Source organism: Collimonas sp. GW821-FHT02H07, assembly GCF_059421505.1.
In genome coordinates this window covers 47,647-63,138 of the sequence record NZ_JBWKVC010000007.1, presented here as the reverse complement: position 1 = coordinate 63,138, position 15,492 = coordinate 47,647, and the positions used below count along the sequence as shown (strand labels likewise).

Annotated in this window: 25 protein-coding genes; 2 read left to right on the top strand and 23 right to left on the bottom strand. The window is 54.7% G+C overall.

The genetic code is table 11. The features are described from left to right. Positions 1–46 precede the first annotated feature (46 nt). Positions 47–1,303 (top strand): sterol desaturase family protein, encoded by a 1,257-nt coding sequence (locus AC07V8_RS12735; RefSeq protein ID WP_494678662.1) that lies wholly within the window; start codon positions 47–49, stop codon positions 1,301–1,303. Next, positions 1,281–2,435 carry a magnesium transporter CorA family protein gene (locus AC07V8_RS12730; protein WP_494678663.1) on the top strand — a complete coding sequence of 385 codons (1,155 nt, stop codon included), beginning with the start codon at positions 1,281–1,283 and terminating at the stop codon, positions 2,433–2,435. The genes AC07V8_RS12735 and AC07V8_RS12730 overlap by 23 nt, the downstream gene beginning before the upstream one ends. Before the next feature lie 90 nt (positions 2,436–2,525). Here AC07V8_RS12730 and AC07V8_RS12725 read toward each other — a convergent pair whose 3' ends face one another. The 23 genes from AC07V8_RS12725 to rpmC form a co-directional block, all read right to left on the bottom strand. Next, entirely contained in the window at positions 2,526–3,167 is a 642-nt protein-coding gene (locus tag AC07V8_RS12725) for a peroxiredoxin (protein ID WP_494678664.1), read from the bottom strand. A 145-nt stretch (positions 3,168–3,312) separates the two neighbouring features. Beyond that, on the bottom strand, positions 3,313–5,163 hold the full coding sequence (dsbD, locus tag AC07V8_RS12720) for a protein-disulfide reductase DsbD (protein WP_494678665.1): 1,851 nt from the start codon (positions 5,161–5,163) through the stop codon (positions 3,313–3,315). After that, positions 5,156–5,488 carry a divalent-cation tolerance protein CutA gene (cutA, locus tag AC07V8_RS12715; RefSeq protein WP_494678666.1) on the bottom strand — a complete coding sequence of 111 codons (333 nt, stop codon included), beginning with the start codon at positions 5,486–5,488 and terminating at the stop codon, positions 5,156–5,158. The genes dsbD and cutA overlap by 8 nt, the downstream gene beginning before the upstream one ends. A 130-nt stretch (positions 5,489–5,618) precedes the next feature. Then, positions 5,619–6,014: a 50S ribosomal protein L17 gene (gene rplQ / locus AC07V8_RS12710; protein WP_038484690.1), complete on the bottom strand. Its 396-nt coding sequence runs from the start codon at positions 6,012–6,014 to the stop codon at positions 5,619–5,621. Between the two features lie 159 nt (positions 6,015–6,173). Then, positions 6,174–7,151 carry a DNA-directed RNA polymerase subunit alpha gene (locus AC07V8_RS12705; protein WP_061532025.1) on the bottom strand — a complete coding sequence of 326 codons (978 nt, stop codon included), beginning with the start codon at positions 7,149–7,151 and terminating at the stop codon, positions 6,174–6,176. Between the two features lie 142 nt (positions 7,152–7,293). Further along, complete coding sequence (rpsD, locus tag AC07V8_RS12700) at positions 7,294–7,917, bottom strand: 30S ribosomal protein S4 (protein ID WP_061936397.1); 624 nt, start codon at positions 7,915–7,917, stop codon at positions 7,294–7,296. A gap of 192 nt (positions 7,918–8,109) precedes the next feature. Beyond that, the gene (gene rpsK, locus AC07V8_RS12695; RefSeq protein ID WP_014004417.1) at positions 8,110–8,514 is read right to left on the bottom strand and encodes a 30S ribosomal protein S11; all 405 of its coding nucleotides are present in this window, start codon (positions 8,512–8,514) and stop codon (positions 8,110–8,112) included. A gap of 63 nt (positions 8,515–8,577) precedes the next feature. Continuing rightward, the gene (gene rpsM, locus AC07V8_RS12690) at positions 8,578–8,943 is read right to left on the bottom strand and encodes a 30S ribosomal protein S13 (RefSeq protein WP_061536897.1); all 366 of its coding nucleotides are present in this window, start codon (positions 8,941–8,943) and stop codon (positions 8,578–8,580) included. A 27-nt stretch (positions 8,944–8,970) separates the two neighbouring features. Beyond that, a complete protein-coding gene (gene rpmJ / locus AC07V8_RS12685; RefSeq protein WP_014004415.1) occupies positions 8,971–9,084 on the bottom strand; it encodes a 50S ribosomal protein L36 in 114 nt (37 codons plus the stop codon). A gap of 25 nt (positions 9,085–9,109) precedes the next feature. Beyond that, positions 9,110–9,328: a translation initiation factor IF-1 gene (gene infA, locus AC07V8_RS12680; RefSeq protein WP_014004414.1), complete on the bottom strand. Its 219-nt coding sequence runs from the start codon at positions 9,326–9,328 to the stop codon at positions 9,110–9,112. A 37-nt stretch (positions 9,329–9,365) separates the two neighbouring features. After that, entirely contained in the window at positions 9,366–10,697 is a 1,332-nt protein-coding gene (gene secY / locus AC07V8_RS12675) for a preprotein translocase subunit SecY (RefSeq protein WP_211442978.1), read from the bottom strand. A gap of 34 nt (positions 10,698–10,731) precedes the next feature. Continuing rightward, a complete protein-coding gene (gene rplO, locus AC07V8_RS12670; protein ID WP_494678667.1) occupies positions 10,732–11,163 on the bottom strand; it encodes a 50S ribosomal protein L15 in 432 nt (143 codons plus the stop codon). A gap of 26 nt (positions 11,164–11,189) precedes the next feature. After that, positions 11,190–11,369, bottom strand: coding sequence for a 50S ribosomal protein L30 (gene rpmD / locus AC07V8_RS12665; RefSeq protein WP_061535113.1), 180 nt, complete (start codon positions 11,367–11,369; stop codon positions 11,190–11,192). 10 nt (positions 11,370–11,379) lie between these two features. Further along, entirely contained in the window at positions 11,380–11,898 is a 519-nt protein-coding gene (gene rpsE, locus AC07V8_RS12660; protein WP_014004410.1) for a 30S ribosomal protein S5, read from the bottom strand. Positions 11,899–11,910: 12 nt separating this feature from the next. Beyond that, positions 11,911–12,273 (bottom strand): 50S ribosomal protein L18, encoded by a 363-nt coding sequence (rplR, locus tag AC07V8_RS12655; RefSeq protein ID WP_041741098.1) that lies wholly within the window; start codon positions 12,271–12,273, stop codon positions 11,911–11,913. A gap of 12 nt (positions 12,274–12,285) precedes the next feature. Beyond that, positions 12,286–12,819 (bottom strand): 50S ribosomal protein L6, encoded by a 534-nt coding sequence (gene rplF, locus AC07V8_RS12650; protein ID WP_061936388.1) that lies wholly within the window; start codon positions 12,817–12,819, stop codon positions 12,286–12,288. Between the two features lie 10 nt (positions 12,820–12,829). Then, on the bottom strand, positions 12,830–13,225 hold the full coding sequence (rpsH, locus tag AC07V8_RS12645; protein ID WP_014004407.1) for a 30S ribosomal protein S8: 396 nt from the start codon (positions 13,223–13,225) through the stop codon (positions 12,830–12,832). Positions 13,226–13,239: 14 nt separating this feature from the next. Further along, positions 13,240–13,545 carry a 30S ribosomal protein S14 gene (gene rpsN, locus AC07V8_RS12640; protein ID WP_014004406.1) on the bottom strand — a complete coding sequence of 102 codons (306 nt, stop codon included), beginning with the start codon at positions 13,543–13,545 and terminating at the stop codon, positions 13,240–13,242. 7 nt (positions 13,546–13,552) lie between these two features. Then, complete coding sequence (gene rplE / locus AC07V8_RS12635; RefSeq protein ID WP_038484668.1) at positions 13,553–14,092, bottom strand: 50S ribosomal protein L5; 540 nt, start codon at positions 14,090–14,092, stop codon at positions 13,553–13,555. Positions 14,093–14,098: 6 nt separating this feature from the next. After that, positions 14,099–14,413, bottom strand: a complete 315-nt coding sequence (gene rplX / locus AC07V8_RS12630; protein WP_014004404.1) for a 50S ribosomal protein L24 — start codon at positions 14,411–14,413, stop codon at positions 14,099–14,101. 9 nt (positions 14,414–14,422) lie between these two features. Then, positions 14,423–14,791 (bottom strand): 50S ribosomal protein L14, encoded by a 369-nt coding sequence (rplN, locus tag AC07V8_RS12625; protein WP_014004403.1) that lies wholly within the window; start codon positions 14,789–14,791, stop codon positions 14,423–14,425. 237 nt (positions 14,792–15,028) lie between these two features. Next, positions 15,029–15,301, bottom strand: a complete 273-nt coding sequence (rpsQ, locus tag AC07V8_RS12620) for a 30S ribosomal protein S17 (protein ID WP_014004402.1) — start codon at positions 15,299–15,301, stop codon at positions 15,029–15,031. Further along, complete coding sequence (gene rpmC, locus AC07V8_RS12615) at positions 15,301–15,492, bottom strand: 50S ribosomal protein L29 (RefSeq protein WP_014004401.1); 192 nt, start codon at positions 15,490–15,492, stop codon at positions 15,301–15,303. The genes rpsQ and rpmC overlap by 1 nt, the downstream gene beginning before the upstream one ends.

Here is a 15,492-nt window from a genome sequence, read left to right as displayed (position 1 = left end):
GTGTATTGTTAGCGGCGCACGCCGACAGGGCGACGAGGAGAGCGGCATGCAAGAGAAAGTAATCACCCTGGCGACGCCAGTGTTCTTTCTGTTGATCTTCATCGAGCTGGTGGTCGGCCTGTGGCGCGGACGCAATACCTATCGCCTCAACGATGCCATCAACAGCATCAGCCTTGGCGTCCTCAGCCAGGTTTCGGGCGTCTTCATGCAGGTGCTGCGGATCGGCGTCTACGCCTGGCTGGCGAGCCATATTGCATTGTTCAAGCTGCCGGCCGACAGCATCTGGGTCTGGCTCTCCGGCCTGCTGCTGTACGACCTCTGCTACTACTGGCTGCACCGCTGCGGCCACGAAGTCAACGTCTTGTGGGCCGCGCACGTGGTGCATCATCAGAGCGAGGACTACAATCTTTCCACCGCATTGCGCCAGACCAGCAGCGGACCGATCCTGGGCTGGATTTTCTATGTGCCGATGGCGTTGCTGGGCTATCCGGTGGAAGTATTCGCGGCGCTGGCGCTGATCGACCTGCTGTACCAGTTCTGGGTCCACACGCAGCAGATCGACAAGCTGGGCTGGCTGGACCGGGTGTTTGTGACACCGTCGAATCACCGCGTGCATCATGGCGTCAACGACATCTATCTGGACAAGAATTACGGCGGCATCCTGATCCTGTGGGACCGCCTGTTCGGCAGCTTCATTGAAGAACGCGAGCAGGAGCCGGTGGTGTACGGGACACGCAGTCCGCTGCGCAGCTGGAATCCGTTGTGGGCCAACGTTGAAGTGTATAAGACGCTGTGGCTGGATGCTTGGCGCACGCAGCACTGGCGCGACAAGCTGCACATCTGGCTCGCCGCGCCGGGCTGGCGTCCGGCCGACGTCGCCGCAAACTGGCCCGGTGCGCCATTCGATATCGCCCGGCCGCTGTATCATCCGCAACTAAGTCGCGCCGCGCAGGTCTATTGCCTGCTGCAGTTCGCCATCCTGCTGCTGGTCACCACTCATTTCCTGGCGGCGCAGGTAGCCATGCCATGGCTTGCCGGACTGGGCTATGCCGCCTGGTTGACGGCAGGACTGTGGATAGTCGGCGGCCTGATGGAGATGCGGCCGCGCTACATCGCGCTGGAAGCAATACGCCTGGGCGCCACCAGCCTCGGCGTGTGGCTTGCCAGAGCATGGTTCGGCGCGGTGTCCCTGACACCGCTTATGCTGGGCGCCGTCATCCTGTTATCGCTAGCTTCGATGATTGCGCTCTGGCCCATATTTAAACGCTCATCGATAATGCATGGACATCTTTCTCATCAGTGACAACCAGGTCAGCCAAAGCCAGGAAATCCCGGACGCCATACCGCTCAAGGGTTTTCTCTGGATCGACGCCACCCACGAAGAAGTAGCCGCCGACGCCGAAGCCTGGCGCAGCGCCATCGAGCGCGCCACCGGCGTCCAGATCTACGATCCGCACATGATCGACACGCTCAATCCGAATCATCCTTCGTATTTCGATTCGACCCAGGATTACGGCATGGTGGTGTTCCGCAAGCTGATGCTGAACGGCGCGGCGGGCAACGGCAATTCCCAGGCGCCGGCAGGCAGCGGGGACAAACCTGCGGCAGCCCCGGCAGCAGCAGCCGACGAAGGCGGCAAACGCAAGATTCCGGCGGCCCTGAGCAAGCTGGCTACCCAGCCGGTTACTTTCCTGATCATGGATCATGCCCTGGTCACCGTCCACGAACGCTACAGCCGCACCATCGACGCCACGCGCACGCGCCTGCTGGATCTGTGCAACAAAACGGAAAGGACGCCGCATGCGATACGCCTGCCCGCCTCTCCGGAAGACTTGCTGCTGCGCCTGATCAATGCCATGGTGGACCAGTACCTGGACCTGCGCCAGCCTCTGACCACGCAGCTGGACCGCTGGCAGCGCGCCCTGCTGGATCCGCGCCGGCCGTTCAAAGACTGGATGGCGCTGCTGGATGCGCGGATTGAGTTGCGCAAGCTGGAGAACCTGTGCGAGGAACAGCATGACGCCATGCAGGAGTTGCGCGATTACTTCGTCGACATCGATGACGGCATCGAAATCAGTCGCGCCAAGGACTTGCTGCTGGTGCGCATCAACGACGTCATGGAACACATTACGCGGGTGCTGAACCACGCGCGCCGGCTGGAATCGTCGATCGAATCGGCGGTGCAAATCCACTTTTCCGCGGTCGCCCACCGTACCAATGAAATCATGCGTACGCTGACCGTCATCACTGCGTTGTTCATGCCGTTGACCCTGATCACAGGGATCTTCGGCATGAATTTCGAAGTGATGCCCTTGCTGAAAAACGCGGTCGGGTTCTGGCTGACGATGGGCAGCATGGCCCTGATCGTGGTGCTCATGCTGGTGCTTTTCCAGCGCCGGCGCTATCTGGAAAGCCAGGCGCTGGACCGCCGCTGAACACGCATCAGCCGAGCGCCCAATGAAAAACCCCGCCTGAAATGGGCGGGGCTTTTTTCCATCTCGCCGTTCATACCGGCGACCACAAAATCAATCGCGATTAGGTTGCGGCGTCAGGCGCAGATAAGGACGGATCGCCTTGAAGCCCTTGGGGAATTTCTGCTTGAGAACCTCGGGATCCTGCAGCGATGGAACGATCACCACATCCTCGCCATCTTTCCAGTTGCCGGGCGTGGCCACCGAATAATTGTCGGTCAGCTGCAAGGAATCGATGACACGCAGGATTTCATCGAAGTTGCGGCCGGTGCTGGCGGGATAGGTGATGGTCAGGCGCACTTTCTTGGCCGGATCGATCACGAACAATGAACGCACGGTAGCGGTTGCGCTGGCATTGGGATGGATCAGATCGTACAGTTCCGAGACCTTGCGGTCGGCGTCCGCAATGATCGGAAAACCCACCACGGTGTTTTGCGTTTCGTTGATATCCTTGATCCATTCCTGATGTTTATCGACTGGGTCGACAGATAGCGCGATCACTTTGACGCCGCGCTCTTCAAACTGGGATTTCAGTTTGGAAGTCAGGCCGAGTTCAGTGGTGCAAACCGGCGTGAAGTCGGCCGGATGTGAAAACAGCACTACCCACGAATCGCCGGCCCAATCATAGAAATTGATCTTGCCGAGCGAAGAATCTTGTTCAAAATCCGGGGCGGCGTCGCCAAGGCGTAAAGTCATTTCAGTCTCCTTTAGATTGCACAGGGTTAGCAGCTTGCGTAGAACTAAAACTATAGCGTTGCAGCCGCCATAGCTTAAAGAATTTTATCGACTATCTACATAACCAGCGGTTAGAAGCATTCAGGTTCACACACCGGCTTAGCGATTATTTTTTTGTATCCAGAACCGCCAGCGATTGCAGGAACTTATCAGCATTCTGATAACCGATCACGCGGCCATGTTGTGCTTCCTGGCCCTGGCCGTCAAAGAAGATGATGCCAGGCGGCCCGAACAGATTGAAGCGCTTGAGCATCGCCTTGTCGTCTTCGTTATTGGCGGTGACGTCGATTTGCAGCAAAACCATCTCGCCGAAGCGCGCTTGCACGCGTGGGTCGGTAAACGTGAATTTCTCCATCTCCTTGCAGGATACGCACCAGTCGGCATAGAAATCCAGCAGGGCAGCCTTGCCGTTGGTCTGGGTCAATGCCGCATCCAGTTCCGACACCGACTTGACCCGGATGAACTGGGTATGGGCGCTTTCCTGTTTGCCGCTCAGATGCGCCAGCGGCGCCAGTACGTCACGTCCGCCGGTCATGCCGCCGACCAGCTGCACCACGCCTGCCACCATGAATACCACGCCGAAGGCCTTGGCGAACCACGCGGTAGAGGATTTATCCCACAGCAGATAGGCGCCGTAGCCGATACCTAAAGCCGCCCAGCACAGTATCTGCGCCAGCGCGGGAATCACCGGCGACACCATCCACACCGCCACTGCCAGCATCAGCACGCCAAAGAAGCGTTTGACCGATTCCATCCAGGCGCCGGCGCGCGGCAGCAGCGAACCGGCCGAGAGCCCTACCAGCATCAACGGCACGCTCATGCCGACCGCCATCGCAAACAATGCACTGCCGCCGACCGTGACATCGCGTGTCTGGCTGATGTACACCAGCGCCCCGGCCAGCGGCGCCGCCACGCAAGGTCCGACGATCAATGCCGAAATCGCGCCCATCACAAACACACCGAGCGTCTTGCCGGCAGACTGCTGATCGGACGCCTTGCTCAGCTTGGTCTGGAACGCTGCCGGCAGCTGCAGCTGGTAAAAGCCGAACATCGAGAATGACATCAGCGCCATCAGCAAGCCAAATGCCGACAATACCCAGGGATTCTGCAAGGTAGCGGCCAAGCCTTCGCCAGCCAGCCCGGCAGCCACGCCCAGCGCCGTATAGACCACCGCCATGCCGAGCGAATAGTCAAGAGAGAGCAGGAAACCGCGCTTGCGGCTGACTTGCGTGCCTTCGCCGACGATGATCGAAGACAGGATAGGCACCATCGGCAGCACGCATGGCGTAAACGCCAGGCCCAGACCTAGCAGCAGGAACAAGGGCATGATCACCAGCAGCTTGCCGCCCTTCAGCGAGGATTCGATGCGGCCGCTTTCCGAGTCAGGCGCAGCCGATTGCAGCGCACTGGCCGCCTGAGTGGCGTTGGCAGCCGGGCTGGCATCGCTGGCCGCCGGTGCTTGCGGCGTATCCATCGCCGCATTGGCGCCTTTGGCGATGCCGATGGCGCTCAGCAAGCCACCGCCGCTGTTGCCGCCGGTGGTCGACAGGCTGATGCGGGAATCCATGGGAGGATAGCAAAGGCCCTTGTCAGCGCAGCCCTGGCCGGTGGAAATCAGCGTGAAGCTGCCGTTGGCTTCGACCGGCAGGCGGATAGTGACACTGTGGTGATAGGTTTCGACATTCTTGTTGAAAGTCTGATCGAACTTGACTGTGCCGGCCGGAATCTGCGGCTCGCCTAAAGCAGCGCCTTCGGCCTTGAAGTGGAAGCGCTCGCGGTACATATAGTAGCCGTCGGCGATAGCGTAGGTCACTTCGGCGGTCTTGGCGTCGGCCATGCGGGCGGAAAACTTGAACGCCACTTCCGGCGCCAGGTAATCGTCTTCATCGGCATGCGCCAGGGTGAAGGCGAACAGCATGACAAACAGCACTGACAATTGCTTGAGAGACTTAAACATTCACGTCCTTTTGGGTTTCTGCGGTAATCCAGTCCAGGTAGGCCGGCAAACCGGCCACAATCGGTAAGGCAATAATTTCCGGCACAGCATACGGATGCACAGCCCTGATCGCGCTTTCCAGCTCCGCGTAGCGATGCGCCGCGGTCTTGATCAGTAGGGGCGTTTCGACCGCTTGTTCGACCTGGCCTTGCCAGCGATACACGGATTGCACCGCCGGCAGGATATTGACACAGGCTGCCAGCTTGCGTTCCACCAGTTGCTGCGCCAAGGCTTGCGCGCTGGCAAGATCGGGCAAGCTAGTGAGTATAAGCAAGGCTTCTGACATAGTCGAACTCTTTGATCTATCCTTACAGCGCACACCATGCACGCCACATGACTGGGCAACAAGCACGCAGAATGCAAAAAAGCCAGGCTAGGCCTGGCTTTTGATTTTAACGCAGCTTGGGTACTTAAGCTTAGTCAGCTGTCGGTACTTCAGCGTCGTCGCTGATTTCCGGACGGTCCATCAGTTCGATGTAAGCCATAGGCGCGTTATCGCCAACGCGGAAACCCATTTTCAGGATGCGCAGGTAGCCGCCGTTACGGTTAGCGTAGCGTGGGCCCAGTTCAGCGAACAGCTTCAGGACCATTTCGCGGTCGCGCAGCCGGGCGAATGCCAGGCGCTTGTTTGCCAGGGTATCGGTCTTGCCCAGTGTCAGGATCGGTTCGATCACGCGACGCAGTTCTTTTGCCTTAGGCAATGTGGTCTTGATTGCTTCGTGACGCAGCAGCGAAACAGTCATGTTGCGCAACATGGCCAGACGGTGGGAAGAAGTACGATTTAATTTACGGAGGCCGTGACGGTGACGCATGGTAATTCCTTTCAGTTTTTGAGTTTACATCCAGCTCTTCGATCGACTTTGGCGTTGCCAGGTCGCGGGCCGGTTGAAATTAATGCAACAATGGATACAACGGGCTTAAAACAAACCCAAGGGCGAGATTCTATCTCACCCCCGGGCTAACAACAAATATTACTTTTCCAGGCCGGCAGGCGGCCAGTTTTCCAGCTTCATGCCCAGCGTCAAACCACGGGATGCCAGAACTTCCTTGATTTCGTTCAAGGACTTGCGGCCCAGGTTTGGCGTCTTCAGCAGTTCATTTTCGCTACGCTGGATCAGATCGCCAATGTAGTAAATGTTTTCTGCTTTCAGGCAGTTGGCCGAACGTACTGTCAGCTCCAGGTCGTCGACCGGACGCAACAGGATAGGATCGACTTGCGGTGCGCGGGATGGTGCTTCAGCAGCAGCTTCAGTGCCTTCCAGTGCAGCGAACACGTTCAGCTGATCGACCAGCACGCGCGCCGATTGGCGAATCGCTTCTTCCGGAGTGATCACGCCATTGGTTTCAATGTTGATGACCAGCTTGTCCAGGTCGGTACGCTGTTCCACACGCGCCGATTCAACGGCGTAGGAAACACGGCGCACTGGCGAAAACGATGCGTCCAGAATGATGCGGCCAATGGTCTTGTTGGCATCTTCAGTCAGGCGACGTACGTTGCCTGGCACATAGCCACGGCCTTTTTCAACCTTGATCTGCATGTCCAACGCGCCGCCGGCGGTCAGGTGGGCAATCACGTGCTCTGGATTGACCAGTTCAACGTCATGCGGCAGATCGATGTCGGAAGCCAGCACAGCGCCTTCGCCATCTTTTTTCAATGTCAGTGTTACTTCGTCGCGGTTATGCAGCTTGAACACAACACCCTTCAGGTTCAACAGGATATCGACTACATCTTCCTGCACGCCGTCGAGTGACGAGTATTCATGAACCACACCGGCGATGGTCACCTCAGTCGGCGCATAGCCAACCATCGATGACAGCAGGACGCGGCGCAGTGCGTTGCCCAGCGTGTGGCCGTAGCCACGTTCAAACGGTTCCATCACGACTTTAGCGTGGCCGGCACCCAGTGCTTCTACTTCGATAATACGTGGCTTCAACAAGCTGTTTTGCATGAAATGTCCTCTTCAATACCCTCGGCTCGTTACACCGATAAGGCTGATGGCATTAAGGGCGCCGCCGACCATCGCTAGGATAGTCAGAGGCACCCTGATGAAACGGCCGCAGCTGAAACCAGCTGCGGCCGAAAAACTAAAATTAACGCGAATACAGTTCGACGATCAGCGATTCGTTGACGTCGTTAGCGATTTCGTTGCGGTCTGGCAGGGACTTGAAAGTACCTTCCATCTTCTTCGCATCAACCGAAACCCACGATGGCATGCCACCTTGTTCGGCCAGTTGCAGCGCTTCAACGATACGCACTTGCTTCTTGGCTTTTTCACGAACAGCGATCACATCGCCGGTCTTGACCTGGTACGAAGCGATGTTGACAACGTTGCCGTTGACGGTGAACGCTTTGTGCGAAACCAGCTGACGGCTTTCAGCGCGGGTCGAACCGAAACCCATGCGATAGACGACGTTGTCCAGACGTGCTTCCAGCAAACGCAGCAGTGTTTCGCCGGTGTTGCCCTTGCGACGGTCCGCTTCTGCGAAATAACGACGGAACTGACGTTCCAGAATGCCGTACATACGCTTAACTTTTTGCTTTTCGCGCAATTGGTTACCGTAGTCGGAGGTACGTGCACCAGATGTGCGGCCATGTTGACCTGGCTTGGAATCCAGCTTGCACTTGGAATCCAGCGAGCGGCGTGCGCTCTTCAGGAACAGGTCCGTACCTTCACGGCGGGAAAGTTTTGCTTTAGGTCCGATATAACGTGCCACGATGCTTCCTTTTAAAAATATGACGCCGGGGCATTACTGCCTTTTGCGGCCAGAATCTGAGTGAACAACGCCGGCCTGGCGCTAGTCTGATTTACCTTCAACCAGACAGTGGGCTTAAGAACAAAACCCGCCAAGGTCATTGGCGGGTCACTTGCATACGCTATTGCCAGACAATAGCGAAATCTGTACAGATTAGATACGACGACGCTTTGGAGGGCGGCAACCGTTATGCGGTACTGGGGTAACATCTTGAATCTGGGTGATCTTGATACCCAGGTTGTTCAACGCACGAACAGCGGACTCACGACCAGGACCTGGGCCCTTGATACGCACTTCCAGGTTCTTTACACCACATTCCACGGCCACTTTACCAGCGGCTTCGGCTGCAACCTGCGCTGCAAATGGAGTCGACTTGCGGGAGCCTTTAAAGCCAGCGCCACCAGATGTCGCCCACGACAACGCATTACCTTGACGATCGGTAATCGTGATGATGGTGTTGTTGAAAGACGCGTGGATGTGCGCGATGCCTTCAGCAACGTTCTTTTTAACTTTTTTACGCACACGTGCTGCTGCGGCGTTATTTGGGGACTTTGCCATAATAATTTCCTAGAATCCGACTACCTAAAAACAATCAGTTGCCACGAGACCGTGGCAGCTTAATTATTTCTTCAGCGATTGAGCGGCTTTGCGCGGGCCCTTGCGGGTACGTGCATTGGTACGAGTACGTTGGCCACGGCAAGGCAAGCCTTTGCGATGACGCATACCACGATAGCAACCCAGATCCATCAAACGCTTGATGTTCATCGACAGTTCACGACGCAGGTCACCTTCGACGACGAATTTTGCAATTTCGTCGCGCAGCTTTTCCAGCTCGTTATCGTCGAGATCTTTGATCTTCTTCGTAGTCAAAATACCCGTGCTTTCGCAAATTTCTTTTGCGCGTGGGCGGCCAACACCGTAGATGGCTGTCAAGCCGATAACGGTGTGCTGATGATTGGGGATGTTTACCCCTGCAATACGTGCCATTCGTTATTCCTCGATCAATAACGTTAATTAACCTTGGCGCTGTTTATGGCGCGGCTCTGTACAAATGACGCGAACCACGCCTTTGCGCTTAATGATCTTACAGTTGCGGCAGATGCGCTTGACTGATGCGAGCACTTTCATTTTCGTCTTCTTTCTATACTAAAAGTTACTTGGTACGGAACACAATCCGTGCCCGGCTTAAATCATAAGGTGTCAATTCTACCGTCACCTTATCTCCTGGGAGGATGCGAATATAGTTCATGCGCATCTTGCCAGAAATATGACCGAGGACGATATGTCCGTTTTCCAACTTGACTCTAAATGTTGCATTGGGGAGATTCTCAAGAATCTCACCTTGCATCTGGATAACGTCGTCTTTTGCCATTCGGTCTACTGGTTCCTTTGGTCGTTCGTTGCAACACTTAGCGTGTCGAAACGCCGCCCTTGAAATTTGCCTTACGAAGCAGCGAATCATATTGCTGCGACATCACGTAATTCTGTACTTGCGCCATGAAATCCATGGTGACCACTACGATAATCAACAGCGATGTACCACCAAAATAAAACGGTACTTTCCAGCGGGCGATCAGAAATTCCGGAACCAAACAAACAACCGTAATATAAACCGCGCCAACCAGTGTCAAACGCATCAGGATCTTGTCGATATAACGTGCTGTCTGCTCGCCTGGACGAATCCCTGGTACAAACGCTCCGCTCTTCTTCAGGTTGTCAGCTGTTTCTTTGCTGTTAAATACCAACGCTGTATAGAAAAAGCAGAAGAACACAATCGCTATCGCATACAGCAGAGCATGAATCGGCTCGCCTGGCGCCAGTGAAGCCGCCATATCCTTGAGGAAGTTGACTACCGGATTGGTTGAATCACCGGAAGTAAACCAACTCGTGATTGTCGCAGGAAACAAGATGATCGAGGAAGCGAAGATTGGAGGAATTACACCAGCCATGTTCAGCTTCAGCGGCAAATGACTACTTTGGCCGCCATAAATCTTGTTGCCTACCTGGCGTTTCGCGTAATTCACCAGAATCTTGCGTTGGCCACGTTCGATAAATACCACCAGATATGTCACGCCGGCCGCGATCAAACAAATCAAAATCGCCGACACGGGACTCATGGAACCGGTACTTACCTGACCGAACAAACCACCGATCGCATTTGGCAAGCCAGCTGCAATACCTGCAAAGATGATGATCGAGATACCGTTACCGAGACCACGCTCAGTAATCTGCTCACCCAACCACATCAAAAACATCGTTCCTGTTACCAGCGTCACAACTGTGGTGAAGCGAAAAGCCAGGCCGGCATCCAGCACCAGGCCAGGTTGCGATTCCAGGGCTACCGCAATCCCCAGGGCCTGAAACGTCGCCAGCAGCAGCGTACCGTAACGGGTGTACTGGGTAATCTTGCGACGACCGGACTCGCCCTCTTTCTTCAACGCTTCTAGCTGAGGTGACACAATCGACATCAATTGCATCACGATCGATGCCGAGATATACGGCATGATACCCAGCGCGAACACGGTGAACCGCGACAACGCACCACCAGAGAACATGTTGAACATGCCCAGAATGCCGCCCTGGTGCTGCTTGAACAATTGCGCCAACTGCGATGGATCAATTCCCGGTACAGGAATGTGAGCACCAATACGATATACAACCAATGCAGCAAGCAAGAACCACAGACGGCCCCATGGGAAGCCGCTCGCAGCACTCTTTGCAAGTTGGGGTGAAGTCGCCACTTATTGCTCCATTGCTACGAGTTAGAACGACAAATTAAGCAACCGATCCGCCGGCCGCTTCAATCGCAGCTTTTGCACCCTTGGTAGCGATCAAGCCCTTGAGCGTAAATTTCTTGGTGACTTCGCCCGACAGGATGACGCGTACCACGCGTGCCAGCTCGCCGATCACGCCAGCTTGCTTCAACACCAGGATATCTACTTCAGTTACCGGCAGGTTTTCCAGGTCCGACAAGCGAACTTCTGCTTTGTACGGCGTTGCCATCGACTTGAAGCCGCGTTTTGGCAAACGACGTTGCAAAGGCATCTGACCACCTTCGAAACCTACTTTGTGGAAACCGCCCGAACGCGATTTTTGACCCTTGTGACCGCGGCCGGCTGTCTTACCCAGGCCCGAGCCGATACCACGACCGACGCGACGCTTGTAGTGCTTGGCGCCATCTGCAGGTTGAATAGTATTCAATTCCATAATTTGCTCCGTTCGCAAGCCGAAGCTTACGACACCACTTTCACAAGATAGGACACTTTATTGATCATGCCGCGCACAGCTGGTGTGTCTTGCAATTCGGAAACCGAATTGACACGACGCAGGCCCAGGCCGCGAACTGTTGCGCGATGCGTTTCGCGCGTGCCGATCAAACCCTTGACCAGTTGTACTTTTACAGTCTTTGTCATTTTGATCACCTTAGCCCAGAATTTCTTCAACGGACTTGCCACGCTTGGCGGCGATTTCCGATGGAGTGTTCATTTTTGACAAGCCGTTCAAAGTTGCACGAACCATGTTGTACGGATTGGTGGAACCTGTGGACTTGGCCACAACGTTCGTCACGCCCAGTACTTCAAAAATTGCGCGCATTGGACCGCCGGCAATAACACCAGTACCGTCTTTAGCTGGCAGCATCAAAACCGATGACGCGCCGTGCTTGCCGGAAATAGCGTGTTGCAGAGTACCGTTCTTGAGCGTTACCTTGATCATCTTGCGACGGGCTTCTTCCATAGCCTTCTGCACAGCGACCGGCACTTCTTTCGATTTGCCCTTGCCCATGCCGATACGGCCATCGCCATCACCAACAACAGCCAATGCTGCGAAACCCATGATACGACCACCCTTGACCACTTTGGTCACACGGTTGACCGCGATCATTTTTTCGCGCATGCCATCATCCGGCTTATCGCTTTGCATTTTTGATTGCATTTTTGCCATGACGATTCTTCCTTAGAACTTCAGACCGGCTTCACGGGCGGCATCTGCCAGCACCTTGACGCGGCCGTGGTAACGGAAACCGGAGCGATCAAACGCAACTTCGGTAACTCCAGCTTTCAGTGCCTTCTCGGCAACGCGCTTGCCAACCAGAGATGCAGCTGCTGTATTGCCGCCTGCACCGGACTTGCCGGCCAGTTCTGCACGTACTTCAGCTTCCAGTGTGGAGGCCGAAGCCAGCACTTTAGCGTCAGGGCCGATGATGCTGGCGTAAATGTGCAAGTTGGTACGATGCACTGCCAGGCGGTTCACCTTTAACTCTGCGATCTTGGCACGCGTTTGGCGTGAACGGCGCAGACGTGATTGTTTCTTATCCATCGTCAACCCCTATTACTTCTTCTTGGTTTCTTTAAGGATTACCACTTCGTCCGAGTAACGAACGCCCTTGCCCTTATAAGGCTCAGGTTCGCGGTAAGCACGAACTTCTGCAGCAACCTGACCAACACGTTGCTTGTCGATACCCTTGATCAGGATTTCGGTCTGCGTCGGTGTTGCCACTGTGACGCCTTCTGGCATCTGGTGCACAACAGGATGCGAAAAACCGAGCGACAGGTTCAACTTGTCACCTTGAGCTTGCGCGCGAAAACCCACTCCAACCAGGTTCAGCTTCTTTTCGAAGCCCTTGGTTACGCCGTTGACCATGTTGTTGACCAGAGCACGCAATGTGCCGGACATCGCATTGGCTTCGCGGCTGTCGTCAGCGGCCGCGAAATTCAGCGTGCCGTTGTTGTTTTCGATTTTTACCAGGCCATTCAAAGCCTGGGAAAGCGAGCCCAATGGGCCCTTGACTGTGATCTGCGCTGCTGTAATGGTCGCTTCCGCGCCAGTCGGCAGTGCAATCGGCATTTTACCTACACGTGACATATTGCACTCCTTAGGCGACGTAGCAAATAACTTCGCCACCGACACCGGTTGCGCGCGCTTTGCGGTCCGTCATGACACCAGCAGGTGTCGAAATAATTGCCACACCTAAGCCGTTCATCACGTTAGGGATGTCATCTTTGCCCTTGTAGATCCGCAGCCCTGGACGGGATACGCGATCAAGACGTTCGATAACAGGACGGCCGGCGTAATACTTCAAACCGATTTTGAGTTCCGCTTTGCCGCCTTCTTCTGCGACAGCGAAATCTTCAATGTAACCCTCGTCCTTGAGGACGTTGGCAATCGCAATCTTGACCTTCGACGATGGCATTGCCACGGTTGTCTTGTGAACTACTTGCGCATTGCGGATACGGGTCAGCATATCGGCGATAGGATCGCTCATACTCATTGCATATTCTCCTATTACCAGCTTGCTTTAGTCATACCCGGAATTTCGCCACGCATGGCGATTTCACGGAGCTTAATACGGCCCAGACCGAACTTGCGGAAAGTGCCACGTGGACGACCAGTCAGGGAGCAACGATTACGTTGACGGGTCGGAGCCGAGTTACGTGGCAGCGCTTGCAATTTCAAGCGAGCTTCGTAGCGCTCTTCTTCCGACTTCGATTGGTCATCAATGATTGCCTTTAACTCGGCACGCTTACCGGCGTATTTTTTTACCAGGTCAGCGCGCTTTTGTTCACGGTTAATCAGTGCCAGTTTTGCCATGGCAACCTCAGTTTCTGAACGGAAATTTAAATGCGGCGAGAAGCGATTTTGCTTCGTCGTCGGTCTTTGCAGTCGTCGTGATACTGATATTCATACCACGCAACACATCAATCTTGTCGTATTCAATTTCGGGGAAAATGATCTGCTCTTTCACGCCGATATTGTAGTTACCACGACCGTCAAATGCACGACCGGAGACGCCACGGAAGTCACGAACGCGCGGCAGCGCGACTGTGATCAGGCGATCCAGAAACTCGTACATATGAGCGCCACGCAATGTAACCATGCAACCGATTGGATAGCCTTCACGGATCTTGAAACCCGCGATAGCCTTCCGTGCCTTGGTCACGACTGGCTTCTGACCTGCAATCTTGGTCAAATCGCCAACAGCGTGTTCAATGATTTTCTTGTCCGCAATCGCTTCCGACAGACCCATGTTCAGGGTGATCTTCAGGATGCGCGGCACTTCCATTACGGACTTGTAAGCGTATTTCGCTGTCAGGTCGGTAACGACTTTATCTTTATAGAATTCTTGGAGACGGGCCATGATCTCTTAAACCTTAACAACTTCGCCGCTGGACTTGAAAACGCGGACTTTCTTGCCGTCCACATCTTTAAAACCAACGCGATCTGCCTTGCCAGTTGCAGCGTTGAACAACGCAACATTTGACACGTGAATTGGCATCAGCTTGTCAATGATGCCACCAGTTACACCAGTCATCGGGTTTGGCTTGGTCGCTTTTTTAGCAACGTTGACACCCTCTACGACGACGTGATTAGCATCAACGCGTTGCTTTACAACACCGCGCTTGCCCTTGTCTTTACCAGTCAGGACGATTACTTCGTCGCTTTTCCGAATCTTATCCATCTCGACTCCTTACAGCACTTCAGGCGCGAGCGACACAATCTTCATGAAGCGCTCAGTGCGCAGTTCACGAGTGACTGGTCCAAAAATACGCGTACCAATTGGCTCAAGCTTCGCGTTCAGCAGCACTGCTGCATTGCCATCGAACTTGACCAACGAACCATCTTGACGGCGAACGCCTTTAGCGGTCCGCACGACAACGGCGTTATAAATCTCGCCTTTTTTGACGCGGCCACGTGGCGCTGCCACTTTGACGGTAACCTTGATCACATCACCAATGCTGGCATAGCGACGCTTGGAACCACCCAGAACTTTGATACACATGACTTCGCGTGCACCAGTGTTGTCGGCTACTTCGAGCCGGCTTTCCGTTTGAATCATAATATTTTCTTTCCCAACTTAACTCGCTGCCGCACGATGCGGATTTACGGTCAGTCTTGGTCCTGTCAGGGCAACTCTGCTGAGCGCACTGCTTAGGTGGACGACTTCCAAAACTTCTTGCTAGAACAAAAATGTACTGCGGGGGTGGTGCTATTTTTTCTTGCCCGCTCTTGTTGGAAGCCAACAGGAGCGAAGCCAAGCATTATTACATCAAAATGCTTGGCTCGCAACCATTACTTACAGGACTTGTGCCACTTGTACCACACGTGTCACGCTCCAAGCTTTAGTCTTGGAGATTGGACGTCCTTCTTGGATCTCGACAACGTCGCCTTCCTTGGCCTGGTTGGTTTCGTCATGTGCATGGTACTTGTTAGTACGCACGATGATTTTGCCATACAGAGGATGCTTGACGTGGCGTTCGATCAGGACAGTAACAGTCTTGTCCATCTTATCGGACACTACTTTACCAACCAGCGTGCGCTTGAGCGCTTGTTTCACTTGATCGTTCATTACAGGGCGCCCTTCGAATTGATCACGGTCTTGACCCGCGCTATATCGCGACGAACTTTCTTCAATTGCGACGTATTGCTCAATTGCTGAGTTGCGATTTGCATGCGGAGGCTAAACTGCGCCTTCAGCAATTCGTTCAGCTCTTTCGTCAAGGCCGCTTGATCTTTGTCGCGGAGTTCAGATGCTTTCAT